Source organism: Brevibacterium sp. HMSC22B09 (assembly GCF_001806795.1).
GTDB lineage: Bacteria > Actinomycetota > Actinomycetes > Actinomycetales > Brevibacteriaceae > Brevibacterium > Brevibacterium ravenspurgense.
The window spans coordinates 17009-35511 of the sequence record NZ_KV786007.1 but is presented as its reverse complement, the minus strand read 5'-3'; the positions used below and the strand labels follow the sequence as shown (position 1 = coordinate 35511).

The following is an 18503-nucleotide window of genomic DNA, read 5'->3' as shown; positions in this document are numbered from 1 at the left end:
ACTCTCTTTTGCTTTCAGTCTTCGCTCTCGTTGTCGTCCTCATTAGCTTCGGCTGCTGACACCATGTAGCTGCGGTCAATGTGCTTTGCCTCGCGTTCGGCAATAAGGCGCTCAACGGTCGAAATAAACGCCTGCTTTGACTCGCCAACATCGTGCCCACCAAAGTACAGAGCTCGCGCTTCGGCGCGGGCTTCGACGTTGCCGCCGCTTGTCAGCTCTGCGTCGATCATCGTCTGAATGTCGTTGACGGTCGAATCGTCGATGATCGGCACACTGGACGCAATGGGAGACTCATCGACGAGCTTGGCTCGGTCTGTGCGGCGGTCCGTTAGAAGCAGCGGACTGTCGGCCTTGAGGTAGAGGAAGTCCAGCCCGACGCTGGAAATATCGGTGACCATGAGGTCAACATCGTCGAACATGGCCAGGATGTTGCCTTCGGTCAGAACAAGGTGTTCGCCACCCTCGGCATTGGCTTTCTCGATCAGTTCCAGAATCATGGCGTGACCGGTCTGCATGTCTTCGTCGCGTGAACCAGCCACGCGCGGGTGCGGCTTGTAGACAAGACGGGTGTTAGGCGTCGCCAGGGCAGCTGCAACGATCGCGGGGCCGAAGCAGTCGACCGATGTGTAGTTGTTGTTGTCGTTCTCGCCTTCCCACGTGGGCGCATACATGATGGTGCGCTTGTCGCTTGGGGGAAGTTCGGGTTCGTAGTCGAGGTCCAGCTGGGGGCGTCCGACTTCGATCAGTTTGGATTCGTCGAAGTCGACAAGTGCCCGCTGGTGCCTGCGCAGTGCAGCAGGGCCTGCTGTGAACACGGCATCATAGGCCTTCGCCTGGTTGGACACCATGGACAGCTTGTCAGATTCACCGTGGTTGATGTGGACGTGAACTGCAGGCGCGTAACTCAGTACCTGGAAGTTCGAACGCCCGTTGTTGACGTATAGGAACAGCTTCGGCTGGTTTTCCTCTATATACGTCATCATGTTGTCGAACGACTGTCGAAACACGATGGGCAGCGTTGTAGCTTCAGCGACGGCGGCAATCGCAGAAGGCCTGCGGAGAAAAATGGCGGTCGGAACCGTCTTGTTGAGTTCTTCGAGAACGGGAATCCACTGCTTCAGCTGGTAGAGCTTCGCCTTCGTGTCACCGAAGTAGGCAAAAACCTTCGCCTCAGGAGCAGTGCTTTCTTTGAACTCACGGGCCGTGAGAGTGTACTGCCTTGTGCCGCGGATCCGCTGGCTCGTTGCTTTCCACGCTCTTGACCGAAGTACCTTCCGCAGTGTTCTGCGCAGACGCTTGCCCACTGTGCCTCCAAAATGACGATTGACCCGCTCATTGTACTGGGCACCAAACTCGTACAGCGGCTGATCCTCGCAGACTCCCTCTTCAGTGAGACACTGGTCTCATGACTGTTGACCAGGAGATCGCACGCAAAGCTCAGATTGAGCGCATCGACTCAATTGCCCAGTCGGTGGGACTCAGCGCTGACGACATCATTCCGTTCGGCCACTACAAAGCGAAAGTACCCGCACCTGATGTTGTGGGGCGCGGCAACAGTGCCGAGCACGGCAAACTCATCCTCGTCACCGCCATGAGCCCAACACCTGCGGGCGAAGGCAAAACCACCACGAGCATCGGCCTGGCCGACGGCATCAACCAACTTGCACAGCAGGAAAACTGGGACGTCCCAGAAGGCAAACAGCCTGCCGTGCTTGCCCTGCGCGAACCATCCCTGGGCCCCGTCTTCGGCATGAAAGGCGGCGCCGCAGGCGGCGGATACGCACAAGTGCTGCCCATGGAAGACATCAACCTGCACTTCACCGGCGACTTCAACGCCATCGCTCTGGCCAACAACCTCGCCGCAGCCGTACTCGACAACCACCTGCAGCACGGCAACGAACTCGGCATCGACCCGCGCCGCGTGGAAATCCGTCGTGTGGTCGACCTCAACGACCGCGCCCTGCGCCAAATCGCCATCGGCCTGGGCGGTTTCACCGGCGGCATGCCCCGCGAAGACGCCTTCGACATCGTCGTAGCCAGCGAAGTCATGGCCGTCTTCTGCTTGGCCACTTCCATCAAAGATCTCAAAGACCGCCTAGGCCGCATTGTCGTAGCCCGCACCTTCGACAAAGAACCCGTCACAGTCGCCGACCTCGGCGTGCAAGGCTCCATGGCCGCCCTCCTGGCAGAAGCACTCTCACCCAACCTGGTGCAGTCCATCGAACACACTCCGGCATTCGTCCACGGCGGGCCCTTCGCCAACATCGCCCACGGCTGCAACAGCGTTCTCGCCACCACAGCAGCGCTGACCCACGGCCAGTACGCCATCACAGAAGCCGGCTTCGGAGCTGACCTCGGGGCCGAAAAGTTCCTCGACATCAAATGCCGAACCGCAGCCATCTTCCCCAGCGCGGCAGTCGTCGTCGCCACCGTCCGCGCACTCAAGTACCACGGGGGAGTGGCCAAAAACGACCTCGAAACCGAAAACATCGACGCACTCAAAGCCGGGCTTCCCAACCTGCGCAAACACCTGGACAACCTGCGCGAGGTCTACGGCATCCCCACCGTCGTCGCCGTCAACCGCTTCCCAAGCGACACCGATGCTGAACTCGAAGCGCTGAAAACAGAACTCGACGGCATAGCCACGGTCGCCATTGCCGACCACTGGGCCAAAGGTGGAGCCGGTGCGATCGATCTCGCCCAAGCTGTCATCGAAGCTGCTGAGAGCACCCAGCCGCAGCCGAAGTTCGCCTACGAACTCGACCAGCCGCTGGAAGACAAAATCGAAGCAATCGCAACACGCATCTACGGTGCCGACGGCATTAACCTGCCCGCCAAGGTCAAACGCAAACTCGACATGTTCACCGCCGACGGCTACGGCAGCCTGCCGGTGTGCATCGCCAAAACCCAATACTCATTCAGCACCGACGCCGCCCAGCTGGGCGCACCCACCGGCCACACCGTCACAGTCCGCGACGTGCGCCTGTCCGCAGGAGCGGGCTTCATCGTCGCCATCTGCGGCGACATCATGACCATGCCGGGCCTGCCCAAAAAACCCGCCGCACTGTCCATCGACGTGGACGACGACGGGGTCATCTCCGGCTTGTTCTGACCCCACACACGAACGAGGCGGAGGTTCAGAATTCCCGCGGGTTACCGCGGGACCGGACCTCCGCCTCGTCAGTTGCCAGAAAGCTCAGATCAGCGGTGGTCGACCCGGCGAGCCAGCCAGTCACCCACACGCTGGATGATGACGACAATCGCCACCAGCAGCACAATGCAGGCAATCATGACATCGCCCTGGTAGCGCTGGTAGCCATAGGAAATAGCCAAAGCGCCCAGACCACCACCGCCAACAGCACCGGCCATAGCCGTGTACGACACCAGGTTGACCGCCGTGACGGTGACAGCTGAAATCAGGCCCGGCAGCGCCTCGGGAATCAGCACCTGACGGATGATCTGAAAGTTCGTAGCACCCATCATCTGCACAGCCTCGATCTTGCCGCTGGCAACCTCGCGCAGCGCAACCTCAACCAGACGGGCAAAAAACGGAATAGCGCCAATGGCCAGCGGAACAACAGTCGCCTGCCAACCCAAAGCCGTGCCCACAACAAATCGAGTGAACGGGATGATCGCAATCATCAGAATGATGAACGGAATCGACCGGCCGAAGTCGACAATCGCACTGACAACCCTGTGCACAGTCAGCTGCGGAGCCAGAGAACCCTTCGCCGTCACCCACAGCCAAATGCCCAGAGGCAGGCCCAGCAGAACGGCGAACAGCGTGGAAAACACCGTCATCTGCAGCGTCTCAATCGTCGCCGGCAGAAGGTCCTTCGTGATTGCCGGGTTGTTCAGCCACCTTGGTTTGTCGGCAGCAGCAAGCACAACATCAGAAGCAAACATCAGCGTGCCTCCTTGCAGTAGATTCCGGCATCCGCCAGAGCCTTGCCCAGGCGCACAGTGGCAGCGTCATCGGTACTGCGCACCCGTAGCCTGCCGACCTCCAGGCCGTCGATCGTCTCAAGAGTTCCCGCCTGCACCTCGGCAACCGGGGCGCCAGCAGATTCAGCCAACGCAAACAGCTGTGCAGCCGACGTTCCCGCCAAGCTGACTTCCAGAGTCCTGCGTTCCTCACCCTCCTTCGGCAGTGGTGCCGACGGCAGGGGAATGAGGTCCTTCGCCAGCGGCGACGACGGATCAGCAAGAATGTCGCGCAGACGGCCCGTCTTCATGTTCTTGCCCTCAGCCAGCAGAGTCACCGAATCACAGATTTCACGCACCACCGACATTTCGTGGGTGATGATGAGCACCGTAATGCCCAGTTCGTCACGCAGCTGGCGGATCAGGCCCAGAATCTGGGCTGTCGTCGTGGAGTCAAGGGCCGAGGTGGGCTCATCACACAGCAGGATCTGCGGGTCCACTGCCAGGGCACGGGCAATGCCCACACGCTGACGCTGACCACCCGACAGCTGAGCGGGGTAGCTGCCGCCGCGGCCCTCCAAGCCCACACGCGCCAGCAGCGATTCGGCTTTTGCGAAGGCTTCCTTCTTCGGCACACCGGCAACCAACAGCGGGTGGGCAATGTTCTGCAGCGCGGTTTTCGCCGACAGCAGCTCAGCGTGCTGGAACACCATGCCGATATTGCGGCGGGCCTTCCTCAGAGCGGCTCCGCGCAGCTCAGTAACATCGACCCCATCGATTTCCACCGTGCCGGACGTCGGGCGTTCCAGCCCCGTCAGGCAGCGGATGAGGGTCGACTTGCCGGCGCCTGAACGGCCGACAATGCCGTGAATGAGTCCGGCATCAACCTGTAAGTCGATGCCGCGTAAAGCCGTGGTGCCCGCGAATTCCTTCGTCAGGCCAGTCAGAGTGATCACCCGGCAATTTCCTTTCCATGGGGATAAGCCGCTGTGCCAAGCAGGCGGGGAGTACCAGCACAGGCAGCAAAGAAAATTGTGACACCATATGACGGCCTATACCGCTCTGCTCGTCATAAAGCGTCGTGAAATCGCGCACAGAAGAAGTTCACTAAGATAAGCCCGATGGTGAGGAAGTATCGCGGCGAAATTCAAGCCCTGCGCACGATCGCAGTGCTCGCAGTCGTCGTCTACCACATCAACCCCGACTGGCTGCCCGGCGGATTCATCGGTGTGGATGTCTTCTTCGTCATATCCGGCTACCTCATCACCGCGGGCCTGCTGCGCCGCGTAGCCGAACACGGCAGAATCTCCGCCGCCGACTTCTGGGCTAACCGAGCACGCCGAATCCTGCCGGCGGCCACACTGACCATCATCACGGTGACAATCGCGTCGCTTTTCATACTGCCGCGCTCACAGTTTGCCACCCTGAGCCTGCAGGCTGTCGCTTCCGGCTTCTACGTGCAGAACTACGCACTGGCCCAACAATCCGTCGACTATCTGGCAGCCGATACCGCCCCCACACCGTTTCAGCACTTCTGGTCGCTGTCGATCGAAGAGCAGTTCTACATCTTCTGGCCCATGCTGGTGGTCGCCGCATGGCACATAGCCCAGCGCATCCGCTGGGCCAGCCCCACCGACGACATCCGGCACCGCCGCCGCGTCAGGGTGATCGCCACCGTACTGTTCTTCGCAGTGGTCGGAGGGTCGTTCGCCTACAGCGTCTACATCACCGCGCAGGACCCCACCAGCGCCTACTTCTACACGCTGTCACGCGTGTGGGAACTGGGAGTCGGCGGCCTTCTCGCGGTGTACCTGGGCGATCCTGTGCGCTTCCCCCGCACGCGCAAGTGGCTGGCTCTGGTCGGCTCGCTCACCATCATCACGTGTGCCTTCGTGTACTCCGGCGACATTCCGTTCCCCGGTCTGACCGCACTCGTCCCGGTCGCTGCAACCGCCGCCGTCATCACCGCCGGCCACACCACCGGCTGGGGATCCCCACAGCGGATCTTCGAACTGTGGCCCGTACAGAGAATCGGCGACTGGTCGTACTCCATGTACCTGTGGCACTTCCCGATCATTGTGTTCTTCGAAGCGCTCGCCGGTCGCAAAGCCACCGTGCTCGAAGCCGTCATCATCGTGCTGGCCTCCATCCTCATTGCAGGATTCAGCTTCTACCTGTTCGAAAAGCCGATCCTGCACTCACCGACCATGCGCCGCTCATCACCCTTGACCCTGTCCGGGGCGCTCATCGCAGTCACCGCCGCAGTCGGTATCGGTACCGTGCCGCACGCGCTGGTGAAAATGGACGAGGCGAAGGTCGCCGCCGCTGAAGCTCAAGTATTTGCCCCACCAGAACTCAACACGGCTGGGGAATTCGGGCCCGGATTCCGTTCCCTGCGGACCACTATGTACGAACCGCGCTACCAAAACCAGCCCCTCAAACCGGGCCTGGGCTCGATCGGCGAAAACTATCCCACATTCGCAGGGTGCGGAGATGTGCCCGCCCTTGGCACCTCGTCAGATACCCGGCCGTGTGTCACCGGGGACAAGAACGGAACCAAAACCCTCGTCGTGGCAGGGGATTCCCACGCTGTGCAGTGGGTGCCGGCATTCGAAGAAGCGCTGAGCCGCGACGGCTGGAAGATTGTCGTCATCGCACGCGAAAACTGCCCGCTCAACCCCGAACCGCGTACTTTCGAAGAGCGGCGGAACGGCTTCGTGTGCTCGCAGGCTGTGCCTGACATGCTGGGCAGCATTGAACAGCAGAAACCCGATGCGGTCGTCATCACCAACCGACGCTACGACGACTTCGCCGGTGGCCAGTCAGCTGCGCAGCGCGGCTACGATGCGGTGTTCAAACAGCTGACGGGCAGGCTGAATGGTGCGAAGATCATCGCACTCGGCGATTCTCCCGAAGTCCCAGACGGGGAGAACATGGCCGACTGCGTGGCTGCCGCAGGTGACGACACCAGCACGTGCGACTTCCCAAGGCCCGGAGCGGCAGAAGAGAAATCCAATAAGCCGCTGCGGGCTGCAGCAGAAGCCGCAGGAGACACGGTCGACTATGCCGACACCCTCGACGCCTTCTGCACCGAGAGCACCTGCCCGGCGGTCATCGGATCGCGCGCCGTCTACCGCGATTCCAACCACATCACCGTCGAATACTCGAAAACACTCGGTACCTACATCACCCGCGATATCGTCCCGTTGGTCACACCTGCCGAATAAATCCGTTTTTCGGCAATGCTCCTCACTGTGGAGGGCTACCATTGCTGTGCGTACAGTCCCGTCCAATCTGTGAAGCTGAGAGTGCAAGAGAACAACCCCTTCGGCTCGCGCCGCATTGCAGCCATCGTCCCCTGCCACAACGAAGAACTGACGGTCGGAAAAGTCGTCTCTGACCTGCGTGCCGCCCTGCCCGGAGCTGACATCTACGTCTACGCCAACAACTGCTCCGACAACACAGCCGAAGTCGCACGGGAAGCGGGTGCAATCGTGCGCTTTGAAAACCGTCCCGGCAAGGGCAATGTCATCCGGCGGGCTTTCGCGGACGTCGACGCGGACATCTACCTGATCATCGACGGTGACGACACCTACGAAGCTGCCGACGCCCCCGCCATGGTGCAGACCATGATCGACGGCAACTACGACCACGTGCTCGGCGTGCGCACGCCCGCCGACTCATCGGCCTACCGGCCAGGGCACGAACGCGGCAACCGCGCATTCAACGTGCTGACCAGCTGGATGTTCCGCGACAACGTCACCGACATGCTGTCCGGATTCCGCGTGTTCTCGCGCAGATTCGTCAAATCCTTCCCCGCGGTCAGCCGCCACTTTGAAATCGAAACCGAACTCACGGTGCACACCATGTCGCTGCGGCTGCCCAACGCCGAATACCCCGTCGGCTTCCGTGACCGCCCCGAAGGCAGCTTCTCAAAGCTGTCCACGTTCAAAGACGGCTTCAGGATCCTGTGGCTCATCACTCAGCTGACAGCCCACGAAAGGCCGCGTCTGTTCTACGGCGGACTGACAGCGCTGTTCGCACTCATTTCACTGGCCCTGGGCGTTCCCGTGGTGTGGGAGTTCTTCCAAACCGGCTACGTGCCGCGCCTGCCCACCGCGCTGCTGTCAGCCGGCTGCATGATCCTTGCGTTCCTCATGGGATCGGTGGGAATCATCATGGACGGCGTGCGTCGCGCTCGCCGCGAAACCTCACGCCTGCACTACCTGGAACTGCCGGCACCCGGAAATGAATGAGAGCCGGCGTAGCTCGCTGATAAAAGAGGCGCTGCAGTTCCTGACCGTCGGCGGTGTCAGCTACATCGTCGACGTTGGGCTGTCCAACCTTCTGGTGTACGGCCTGTGGGCAATGCCCGCACTGCTGCACGACGGTCCGATCAAAGCGAAGATCATTTCGACCATCGCATCAGTCATTGTCGCCTGGATGGGCAACAAACTGTGGACTTACGGTGATCGGGAAACAGGTTCGAACCTGCGCGGTTTTGTGCTGTTCGTCCTGGTCAACGGGGCCGGCATGATCATCACCGTGCTGCCGCTGGCCTTCACCTGGTACGTTCTCGGCCTACGTGGTCCGATCGCCTACAACATTTCAACGAACATCGTCGGCATCGCCCTGGCCATGGCGTTCCGCTTCTACGCCTACCGCACCTGGGTTTTTCGCGACACGCGTGAGGTTCTTAACGAGTCTGCGTCCTGACCGGTACACGCTGACCACCTGCTTGGGTGCGTGAGCTCGCAGCTCCGCACGCAGGGTCGGCCACGACTGAATAGAATCGCGGGTCTTCCGACCATCGAGTTCGTAGTTTTCCGAGCGGCGAGCAAGGCACGCCAGCTGTGAGGAGAGCTCCTCACTGGGCTTTTGGAAGTAGTTTGCCTCAAGCCATTCGGGGTCAGGATGACGGAACCTGCCTGCAACAAGATCATCGAAGCTGCCGATGAGGTTCGAACCGGCAAAAACCTCGTTGAGCATGCTTCGGCTGACACCGAAGTCGCCGATGATGAAAGTGCGCAGGCCTCGATCGAGGGATTCCAACGCCGCGGTTGAGGACACCGTGACGAGTGCTGCGCCGTCGGTGAGGAAATCAGCCATGGGCCCGACCTCCACCTGCAGGTCATCGGGCCCAACAGCCCCTTCGGCAATGAGCTCCGACAAGATCTCAATGTAGGTGTGCTGTTCGTGGTGGGTTTCGTGTTCACCCGGACGGCTGCGGACCTTGATGATGACAGGAACATCGAGCTGTTTACCGGCACGCGCAAGCTCCAGCAGAAGTGTGCGGCGCTGACTGCGTTCTTCGGGGACTTTGGCCTGCGGGGCAAAGACAATGCGGTTCGGCGGAGTGCCGTCAGCAAACTGCGGCTGCGGAGCACCCACAGACTTCAGCATGGGCAGGCGCCCCACCCACACATCGACCGGCAGGCCCAAACGCCGGTTGACTTTGCGGTACAGGTGGCGCTCGTGTTCAGAATGAGCGATAAAAGCATCGCCGCGGCGGCGGTAGCGCTGTCCCTTGATGGTTGCCGGCAGACCCACACCGGGGAGGCCCGACACCAAACCGGGCCGGCGCGGCAGGCGAGCAGCCGTGGAGTACACCGTCTGTACGACAGGGCCCGTGGCCGCCGCCAGCACCACGTCTGGGCTCACTGCTGACAGTTCACCCTCCAAACGCGACACGGGAATCACGGGAACTTCGGCTTCGGCCCTCGAGGTTCCGGCAACAGCGTTGGCAATCTGCTCACCGGTGGGCTGAATGGGGGATTCGACAATCCACAGGTCCGTCTCAAAACTGTCATCGAAGCCGTCGAGCATCGCGGCGGCCCACTTGAGATACGACTCGCTGTCACAGACAGCGACAAGCCGGTGGCGCCTCGTGCCCCGAGAATCGAGCATCCGACCGGGTGAGAGAGCAGACTGTGCGTTGAGTTCTCGACGCAGAGAGTCCGGAGCGGAGGTTTCCCACCAAGCGCGCGGAATCTCAGTGATGTGGATTTCGGGTGAGTCCATGACCAGAGGCAGAGTCTGCACCGCCGTTGACGGCAGTGAATACACCGCGGTCTGCGCGGGGAACGGCGCCAAACGCAATTCCAGCGGCGTACCGGACTCCACCACTGTGATGCCGGGCAGGGAATCGAGAACAGCGAGTTCGTCAGCCGTCTGACGGCGGTGGGCAAAGAACAGGGCAGGCTGCTGTGCGCCGATCTCGGCGGCCCAGTCAATGAGCGCCCGCTGGTTGATAAGGCCATCTGCGGCAAGGGCCGTTCCCACAATGACGGCGCGATCGGTGGGAGTGTCAGGGGCCGTGGCCTCCAAACACGTGCGCACCTGTGCAAAGGAATGGCGGATGAGTTTCCCGCCGGCTGCTGTAAAGCGCTGCGGCAGGGATTCATCGGGAGTGAGCGCGCTGAACCACGAAAGCCGGCCCAGCTTGATGGCGCTACGCAGCACCGCGGCGGCGGCGTGGCCCAGGGCGGTGCGGCGGACTGTCGGCTTAACGCGGGCACGAACGAGCGCCTGGCGTGTGGGGCTGAGAATCAGGCGGATCGCGCGGACCGTGGCGAAGCCGTCATCAAGAATCGTGATGTGGGGCAGCCCGCCCGGGCGGACCGCGCATTCGGCCAACAGCCGCTGAATCCTGCCGGAGAGAGGATCGCCCAGCAACAAGTGGTCAGCCTGCGCGGCCTGAGCGGGGGAGGGGAAACCCGAATGCAGCAGACAGTCATCCGGCAGCAGTCCCGCCGGCAGGTTGCCTGCGAACGCCGCCAGCGAGGGGCTGTCTTCGCGTATGCAGACCACCACGTCATTTCTGTGCTGAACAGCGTGCAGAGCTTCCAGCCCTGACAGCAGCTGCAGAGGTGATTCAGCCAGAATGTACGTTCCTGCCACGCAGTATCCTCCTAGGTGTGCGGCCCGGCGAAGACTGTGAGAAGGCCGGGGTGCGCTGTGAGACTATGGGCCCAGCGTGAATCAAACAGATGACCGGAAGGTAAACACATGGCAGTGATGGTGACCGGCGGTGCCGGCTACATCGGTTCGCACGTAGTACGACTGCTGCAGCAGCGCGGCGATGACGTGGTCATCGTTGACGACATGTCCAACGGTGTGCGTTCGCGCGTTGACGGACTTCCGATTGTCGAAGTCGATCTGGCCTCACCAGAGGCACCTGAGGTGTTGCGCGGAGTGTTTGCCGAACACCGTGTTGACTCCGTCATCCACTTTGCCGCGAAGAAGCAGGTAGGCGAGTCCGTCGAACGCCCGCTGTGGTACTACCAGCAGAACGTGGGAGGACTCACCAACCTGCTGCAGGCCATGGAAGACGCCCGCATTGAAACGCTCGTGTTCTCGTCATCGGCCGCGGTCTACGGTATGCCCGATGTCGACATGGTGCGCGAAACAACTGACTGCCACCCCATCAACCCCTACGGCCACACCAAGCTGATCGGCGAATGGCTCATTGACGCCCAAATGGCCGCCGGCCGCCTGTCTGCTGTGAAGCTTCGCTACTTCAACGTGGCGGGTACCGGATGGCCGGAACTTGCCGACACCGCGGTTATGAATCTCATTCCGATTGTTCTCAACCGTTATGACCAGGGCCAGCAGCCGGTTGTCTTCGGTGACGACTACAGCACCCCCGACGGCACATGCATCCGCGACTACATCCACGTTGCTGACCTCGCAGAAGCCCACATTTCCGCCCTCGACTACCTCAAGGGCGGCAACATCCGCGGAACATCGTTCAACGTCGGCACGGGCACTGGCGCTTCTGTCCTCGAAGTCATTGACGCTGTTGGGAAGGCACTCGGCGAAGACCTCGAGCCCATCATGGCCGATCGTCGTGCCGGCGACCCGCCGCAGCTTATTGCCGACCCCGCGGCCATCAACGCCGACCTGGCGTGGAAAGCCCAGTTCACCCTGGAGGACATCGCCCGCAGCGCGGTGGAAAGCCGCGGTCGTTGACCTCTGCGCGCACTGGTAACCCCGCCGCTGAGGCGCCCCTCAACCGCCGCCACCGTCAGATCCTCGCCGCCGCTGCGGTCATCGGCGCACTGCTGGCCTGGCTGCTGTATGCCGCGATGGCCCCCGGCGGTTTCACCAAGGACACCGTTTTTCAGCTGGAGCAGGCTAGGCGGGTTCTTCCCCTCAACGACTGGCACCCCATAGCCATGACCTGGACGTGGCAGTGGCTCATTGACCTCACTGGGACCATCAACTCGATGCTCGTCCTGCAGGTATCTGCTGCCTGGGTCTGTGCTGTGCTGACCTCCTACTACCTGCTGAAAGTGTCCCGGCGCGGCTCGAGTGCTCTGGCTGGGCTGTTCATCCTCTTCCTGCCCAACACCGTCAACCTCGTCGGAGTCGTGTGGAAAGACACCCATCTGGGTTTGGCACTGTACTTCGCGGTTATCCTCATGCTGCTGATACCGGTTGTGCCCAAGCTTCGCTGGGTATTCGCGGTGCTGGCTTTCGGAGCCCTGGTCTATGCCGGGCTGGTGCGGAAGAATTCCGCGGTGGCCGTCCTGCCGATCATTGCGGTCATAGCCGTATGGCTGCTGGTGCGTATCAAGAGCAAGAAGCCCGGGGGAGAAAAGCGCACGCTGTCCAAACGGCGCAAACTGATTGCCGCGGTCGCGGCCGTTGTCGGCTTCGGCGCGGTGCTCATGGGCGTTGACACCGGTTTGAAAGCTGCGCTCAAGCCGACCGAGAACTCGCAGTACACCCAGGTGATGCTCGACGACCTCATCTTTGCTGTGCCGCAGGCGGCCATTGACGACGCAGACGCCTCCGCGGCGGAGAAGACGCGGCTGGCCCAAGCAAAAGCCGCGTGCGGCAATAAGAATCGCGTGCGCCATGAAGACGGCAGGCCGGAGATCATCTGGGACGGATACTGGGCCTGCTACGGCAAGGGAGCGGAAGGCGCCTACACAGAAATCGAAGACCCGGAAGCCGTCACCAGCATTTGGAAGCAGACGGTGCCGCAGCACTTGGACAGCTATGTCGCATACCGGGCGCAGACCACCACGAAATTCCTCTTCACCTCGAAACTCGAGTTCGTTCGCGACCGCAACTTCGACTACCCCGCACAGTCGCAGGCACTTCGCTCATCCCTGCGCATCTACGTTGTCGACTTCGGCGTTGCCACTTTCCCGTGGCTCTACTTGGGTGCAACGGCACTGGGAATGTCAGCCGCCGGAATCGCTGTGGGTGCGAAGAAGAAACGCCGTTCGCTCGCCGGGCTGGCCATCTTCAGTTCTGCCGTTCTGTACCTCATGACCTACGTGCCCACCGCACCAGCTAATGACTACCGGTACGTTTTCTGGCCGTGGCTGGCCGCAATACTCGGCTGGCTCGTTCTGTGGGCCGAACGCCAGGGACGACGCCGGGTGCGATGAGATAGCTCTCACACGGGCAGACGCCCGGGAGTTCACTGGTTTTGCAGGATCAGCCCGTACAGTTCTCCTGTGCCCAAAACCGCTGCCCAACCCCACGCTCCCCCTTTGCCCGCCGTGTCTGAACGTGCTCCTCTGAGCGCGGAGCACCGCCGGGTCATGGGCGTGCTCGCAGCCATCGGCACGGTGCTTGCCGGCCTCATCATCTTTGCCATGTACCCCGGTGGAATCAGCCCCGACGGGGTTTTCCAGGTGCGGCAGATTCGCGGCGAAGTCCCGTACAACGACTGGCAGCCGGTCTCGATGACCTGGACGTGGCACCAGCTGACAAAGGTCTTTGGCACCGTCACGGCACTGCTGTGCGCACAGGTGTTCTTCGGCTGGGTGTGCGCACTGCTCACCAGCTACGTGCTGCTGAAGATCTCACGGCGCACCTGGGTTGCAGCCCTGGGCCTGTTCATGCTGTTCATGCCGAACATGATCAACATCCTGGGTGTGTTCTACAAAGACGTGCAGCTGGCGCTCGCCCTGTACTTGGCTGTTCTCATGATGTTCCTGGTGCTGCTCCAGCCAAAGGGCCGCTGGGTGTGGGCCGCGGTGGCGTTCGGCAGCTTGGTGTACGCGGCACTCGTGCGCAAAAACTCCGCCGTTGCAGTGCTGCCCATTGTTGCGGTGTTCGTTCTGTGGTTCCTGCGGGCCCGCGGCAGCCGCGTCCGCGGCGAACTGGCCAAAGTCGGCGCCATTTCGATCATCGCCACCGGCGTTGTCGGCGGAACTGTGCTCGCAGCAGACAAAGCACTCGCCGCCGCCACCGGCGCCACGCAGAACTCGCAGTTCACCCAGGTGTTCATCGATGACATCGTCTTCGGCATGCCCGAAGAGGCGATCCGCAGCGCGGATGCTCCGCAGGCAGAAAAAGACCGCATCATGTTCGCCCGCGAAACGTGCAAAAAGCGCGAAGAACAAGAAGGCCGCGAAATCATCTGGGACGCCTACTGGAACTGTTACGGCCTGGGCGTCAACGGAGCGTACACAGAAGTTGAGGACCCCGACGCGGTGGTCGCCCTGTGGAAGGCAACTGTTCCACACCACCTGGGTGACTACGCCGAATACCGAGCTAAAACAACGTGGCGGTTCCTGACCAGCACCTCGTCCGTGGCATCCTCAGCCGTCCGGGGAGACCAGGTGGACCTGCCGCCCACCCACCCGAAAGCCCGGGACATCCACTCCGGCTACGTCTACGCTGCAGCCTACGGCTACATGCCGTTCATGTTTTTAGGGATAACGGCGTTCACCGCCTGCATTGCCGGTGTCGTCGTCAGCCTGCGCACCCGCACCCGGTCCCTGGGAGCGTGCGCCGTGTTCACCTCGATCATTCTGTACGTTCTGACGTATTTCCCCACAGCACCGGCAGACCTGTACCGCTACAGCTACTGGCCGTTTGCCGGAGCGATGTTCGGCTGGCTGCTGATCGCCGCATCCCGCAGACACACCCGCAGGCTCCGCGCCGAAAAGAAGAACCGCGTCGCCAAGCAGAGCCGCACTGAAAAGGACATCCAGCCAGTCGCGCACGATTCCGCCGCCGACTCTTATTAGTCTTAGAGTGCGAATCACACAGACAGCCAATTGACCGCCCACAGGCCGCCAAACGAACGAGGAGCCCATGCACCGTAGGTTTCGACCGGAAATCCAGATGCTGCGCGCACTGGCCGTCGTCACCGTGGTCATCTACCACATCAACCCGGATTTCCTGCCGGGCGGATTCGTGGGCGTTGACGTTTTCTTCGTCATCTCCGGGTTCCTCATCACGGCGCACATGCTGCGCGAAGCCGAACGCACCCAAACGGTCAACCTTCTGACGTTCTGGGCCAACCGTGCCCGCCGCATCCTTCCGGCCGCGACCGTCGCCATTGTGGTCACCGCCCTGGCCTCCCTGTACTTCCTGCCGCGCAGCTCACTGTCCCAAGCGGCAATCGAAGGGCTGTCTTCGGCGTTCTACGTGCAGAACTGGGCGCTGGCCATCAACTCTGTTGACTATCTGGGTGCGCAGAATTCGCCGTCACCGTTCCAGCACTTCTGGTCGCTCTCAATCGAAGAGCAGTTCTACATCATGTGGCCGCTGGCGGTGATTCTCGCCGTATGGATTGCGGGCCGGACTGTCGCCCGCCACTCCCGAGGCGCCGTCCCCGGTGCCCTGCGCAAGATCGGCACTGGGGGTGCTCACCACGTGTCGCCCGAACAGCAGTTCCACAGGACGTTTCGGGTGGTTGTCGGCGTGCTCTTTGCCATCATCATCCTGGTGTCGTTCGTGTGGTCGGCAGTGCTGGTGGGATCGGGGGACCCCACGGCGTACTTCGTCACACAGTCCCGCATTTGGGAGCTCGGCGCCGGTGGTCTGCTGGCCGTTGTCATGGTGGACACGGAGCGGTTCCCGCGCCTGCGCACGGCGATGGCGCTTACCGGTATTGCCGCAATTCTTGTGGCCTGCATTTTCTACACCGGCACGACACCTGCATTCCCAGGTGTCTCTGCGCTTCTGCCGGTTCTGGGCACGATGGCTGTCATTGCCGCCGGCCGCACGCAGGGATTGGGGTCGCTCACCCCGATTGTTGATCTGAAAGCCGTGCAGAAGATCGGCAACTGGTCGTACTCGCTGTACCTGTGGCACTTCCCGCTGGTGGTGTTCTTCACCGCGCAGTTCGAACGTCACGCCAACACGATCGAAGGTACGGGTCTGCTGGTCTTCGCACTGGCTCTGGCCTACCTGAGCTTCAACTTTGTCGAAGAGCCGCTGCGCCGTAACGAAATGTTCAAGAAGCGCAGGTGGTTGACGGTCGAAGCCGCAGCAGTGTCCATGGTCGTTGCCGCGGCGGTGGCGCTTGTTCCGCAGTGGGCAGTCAACCGTGAATACGAACGGGTGCCCGAAGCACAGGAAAAGTACGACACTGTTGCAGACGATCAGGCCACGCAGAAACCTGAAGACGGTGAACCGCTGTTCGGTGCTCGGGCAATCAGCGATCCGCTGGAGTCGCTTGACCTGCCCATGCACGCGGAAGGACAGAAGGACTACTTCCCCAAAGCGGTCGACCTCATTGAGGACCGTCCGAAGTTCCCCGAAAAGTGCCACCCGTATCCGAATAAAAAGGAATCGGACACCATCCGCGGTTGCACTGTGCTCAACCCGGAGGGATCAAAGGAACTGGCTGTCGTGGGGGACTCCCACGCGGCCCAGTGGGTGCCGGGACTGGAAAAAGCACTCGAAGGAACAGACTGGAAACTGCAGGTGTATGCGAAAAACGCCTGCGGGCTCAACGCCACCCCGCGCAATTACAAGAACGAAGGGCTCAACTGCGTCGAGCCGGTGAAGAAGCTCGTCAAACACCTTGTGGACGAAAAACCTGACAAGGTGCTCATCGCCAATCTGGACGTTGACGACTATGACGTGGATGCAGCGCGGGAGCAGGGACTCGCCGAATCTGATGTGGTCGGCTATGACGGGTACATCGAAACGCTCACACCGCTGAAGGACGCTGGCATCGACGTCGTAGCGTTCGGCGACACTCCTGTTCCTCCATTCAACATGGCCGACTGCATGGGCCTGAACGAAGCCGATCCGGCAGAGTGCAACTTCAAGCGCGAAGACCCCAAACCAGACGGTGCTGACCTCGCACTGAAAAAGGCTGCGGAGGACCTCGACATTCGCCGTTGGGATCCCACGCCCTATTTCTGCGGACAGTCCACAACATGCCCCGCCGTCGTCGGTTCGGTGGTTGTGTACCGCGACCAGGACCATATTTCGGCATCGTATTCGGAAACCATGTCCGACTATGTGGTCAAGGCACTCAGGATTGATACGGACGAGAAGTGAACACCCGGCTCCGGTTGGGGTGGGGCAGTGAAAGCCCGCGCTGGGTAGCGCGGTAAGCCGTTTCAAACTCGGCGGGTGGGACGTGCCCGATCTCGCCGTGCAGGCGACGATTGTTGAACCAGTCGATGTAGTCCGCCGTCGCGGTCTCGACGTCGTTGATACCCGTCCAAGGGCCGCGGTTGCGGATCAGCTCGGCCTTATCGAGCGAGTTCAGCGCCTCAGCCATCGCGTTGTCGTAGCTATCGCCCTTGGAGTCGACGGAAGCGACCGCGTCGCATTCGTCGAGGCGCTCCGCATAACGGATCGCTCGATACGGACCACCCCTGTCACTGTGATGGATCAGGCCGGTGTGGCCGTCGCCGGCATGCTGACGACGCCAGATACCCATCCGCAGCGCGTCGAGAGCGAGATCCCCTCCCACCAGCGTCGCTCATGAGGCGGCGGACCGTCGGCTCCGCGGCCCTCTCGCCCTGACGACGCAGCTCCGCATGTTCCTTCCGGATCAGCACCAACAGCTGCTCGTTACGAATCTCCCTCGCCGACGGCGGCCTGGACACGGCCGCATAGAACGTCGACGGGGCGACCTGCGCAGGCGTTTCCTCCAGAATTCGGCAGATCGGCGAACCCCGTGCTTGCCGCGATGCTCCGCGACGAACCGGACGCGCTCACTCATCGGGAGGGGCAGTCGAGCTCCGCCGCGAAGAAAGCCGACGCCTGCTTCACCCTGGTGCGCAGCGCCTCGGGATGGACACCGCGCTGCTCACCGACGCGCTTGTAAGCACCGGTGCGCGCCTCGGGATCTTTCCGCGCGTCGATCGCCATGCGCATCGCTCGTTCTTTGAACTCGGCGGGGTACTTGCGTGGTGCTGCCATGATGGCGGGTCCTTCCGGGTTTCGTTACCCTCCATCAAACTCGACACGATTCACTCAAACCGCTCAAGGACGCCGGCATTGACTTAACGGTCTTTGGCGACACCCCATTGCCGCCACAGAATATGGCTGACTGCTTGGTACGGAGCGAAAACAACCCTGCTGAGTGTGACTTCACGCGCAAGAAGCCGCTGCGCAATGGATTGCAGCAGGCACTGCAGAACGCCGCGCAGGAGCTCAATTTGCGCTATTGGGACCCCACTCCCTATTTCTGTTCGGAGATCGCTCAGTGTCCGGCAGTTATTGGTTCGGTTGTTGTATACCGGGAAAAACCACACCACCGCTAGCAACGCAGAAACACTCGATACCCGGACTAAGCGAGCGCTTAAGCTCTGAGCTGCTCGCCGCCTGACGCGGCACCCATAGTCGCGCCCTTCTGC

The 18503-nt window shown here is 61.6% G+C and carries 14 protein-coding genes and 1 pseudogene; 9 read left to right on the top strand and 6 right to left on the bottom strand.

Annotated features, from left to right (window positions below):
- Positions 1-14 precede the first annotated feature (14 nt).
- A complete protein-coding gene (locus HMPREF3087_RS03575; protein ID WP_070428087.1) occupies positions 15-1304 on the bottom strand; it encodes a CDP-glycerol glycerophosphotransferase family protein in 1290 nt (429 codons plus the stop codon).
- A 101-nt stretch (positions 1305-1405) separates the two neighbouring features.
- On the opposite strand from HMPREF3087_RS03575, the gene HMPREF3087_RS03570 reads away from it, so the two are divergent.
- On the top strand, positions 1406-3112 hold the full coding sequence (locus tag HMPREF3087_RS03570) for a formate--tetrahydrofolate ligase (RefSeq protein WP_070428086.1): 1707 nt from the start codon (positions 1406-1408) through the stop codon (positions 3110-3112).
- Between the two features lie 89 nt (positions 3113-3201).
- On the opposite strand, the gene HMPREF3087_RS03565 is transcribed toward HMPREF3087_RS03570, so the two are convergent.
- Positions 3202-3906, bottom strand: coding sequence for a methionine ABC transporter permease (locus tag HMPREF3087_RS03565; RefSeq protein WP_062020454.1), 705 nt, complete (start codon positions 3904-3906; stop codon positions 3202-3204).
- Positions 3906-4880: a methionine ABC transporter ATP-binding protein gene (locus HMPREF3087_RS03560; protein ID WP_070428085.1), complete on the bottom strand. Its 975-nt coding sequence runs from the start codon at positions 4878-4880 to the stop codon at positions 3906-3908. The genes HMPREF3087_RS03565 and HMPREF3087_RS03560 overlap by 1 nt, the downstream gene beginning before the upstream one ends.
- 165 nt (positions 4881-5045) lie before the next feature.
- Here HMPREF3087_RS03560 and HMPREF3087_RS03555 point away from each other — a divergent pair, with 165 nt between their 5' ends.
- The 3 genes from HMPREF3087_RS03555 (at position 5046) to HMPREF3087_RS03545 (ending at position 8640) form a co-directional block, all read left to right on the top strand.
- Entirely contained in the window at positions 5046-7151 is a 2106-nt protein-coding gene (locus HMPREF3087_RS03555; RefSeq protein ID WP_070428084.1) for an acyltransferase family protein, read from the top strand.
- Between the two features lie 69 nt (positions 7152-7220).
- Positions 7221-8180, top strand: a complete 960-nt coding sequence (locus HMPREF3087_RS03550; RefSeq protein ID WP_256173024.1) for a glycosyltransferase — start codon at positions 7221-7223, stop codon at positions 8178-8180.
- Positions 8173-8640 carry a GtrA family protein gene (locus tag HMPREF3087_RS03545; protein WP_070428082.1) on the top strand — a complete coding sequence of 156 codons (468 nt, stop codon included), beginning with the start codon at positions 8173-8175 and terminating at the stop codon, positions 8638-8640. Before HMPREF3087_RS03550 ends, HMPREF3087_RS03545 begins: the two co-directional genes overlap by 8 nt.
- On the opposite strand, the gene HMPREF3087_RS03540 is transcribed toward HMPREF3087_RS03545, so the two are convergent.
- A complete protein-coding gene (locus HMPREF3087_RS03540; RefSeq protein ID WP_070428081.1) occupies positions 8533-10824 on the bottom strand; it encodes a DUF6716 putative glycosyltransferase in 2292 nt (763 codons plus the stop codon). The two genes, HMPREF3087_RS03545 and HMPREF3087_RS03540, sit on opposite strands and share 108 nt — an antisense overlap.
- Before the next feature lie 108 nt (positions 10825-10932).
- Here HMPREF3087_RS03540 and galE point away from each other — a divergent pair, with 108 nt between their 5' ends.
- The 4 genes from galE to HMPREF3087_RS03520 all read left to right on the top strand — a co-directional run bounded on the left by galE (position 10933) and on the right by HMPREF3087_RS03520 (position 17193).
- The gene (gene galE / locus HMPREF3087_RS03535) at positions 10933-11895 is read left to right on the top strand and encodes a UDP-glucose 4-epimerase GalE (protein ID WP_070428080.1); all 963 of its coding nucleotides are present in this window, start codon (positions 10933-10935) and stop codon (positions 11893-11895) included.
- The gene (locus HMPREF3087_RS03530; protein ID WP_070424307.1) at positions 11892-13328 is read left to right on the top strand and encodes a hypothetical protein; all 1437 of its coding nucleotides are present in this window, start codon (positions 11892-11894) and stop codon (positions 13326-13328) included. The genes galE and HMPREF3087_RS03530 overlap by 4 nt, the downstream gene beginning before the upstream one ends.
- Positions 13329-13397: 69 nt before the next feature.
- Positions 13398-14921 carry a hypothetical protein gene (locus tag HMPREF3087_RS03525; protein WP_141738858.1) on the top strand — a complete coding sequence of 508 codons (1524 nt, stop codon included), beginning with the start codon at positions 13398-13400 and terminating at the stop codon, positions 14919-14921.
- A 67-nt stretch (positions 14922-14988) separates the two neighbouring features.
- Complete coding sequence (locus HMPREF3087_RS03520) at positions 14989-17193, top strand: acyltransferase family protein (protein WP_083272011.1); 2205 nt, start codon at positions 14989-14991, stop codon at positions 17191-17193.
- On the opposite strand, the gene HMPREF3087_RS03515 is transcribed toward HMPREF3087_RS03520, so the two are convergent.
- Positions 17168-17614, bottom strand: a complete 447-nt coding sequence (locus HMPREF3087_RS03515) for an integrase core domain-containing protein (protein WP_070428077.1) — start codon at positions 17612-17614, stop codon at positions 17168-17170. The genes HMPREF3087_RS03520 and HMPREF3087_RS03515 overlap by 26 nt on opposite strands.
- Before the next feature lie 248 nt (positions 17615-17862).
- Positions 17863-18066 carry a helix-turn-helix domain-containing protein gene (locus HMPREF3087_RS03510; protein ID WP_070428076.1) on the bottom strand — a complete coding sequence of 68 codons (204 nt, stop codon included), beginning with the start codon at positions 18064-18066 and terminating at the stop codon, positions 17863-17865.
- Positions 18067-18128: 62 nt separating this feature from the next.
- Here HMPREF3087_RS03510 and HMPREF3087_RS10790 point away from each other — a divergent pair.
- Positions 18129-18410, top strand: a pseudogene (locus tag HMPREF3087_RS10790) (SGNH hydrolase domain-containing protein); the annotation flags it as partial.
- Positions 18411-18503: the final 93 nt, after the last annotated feature.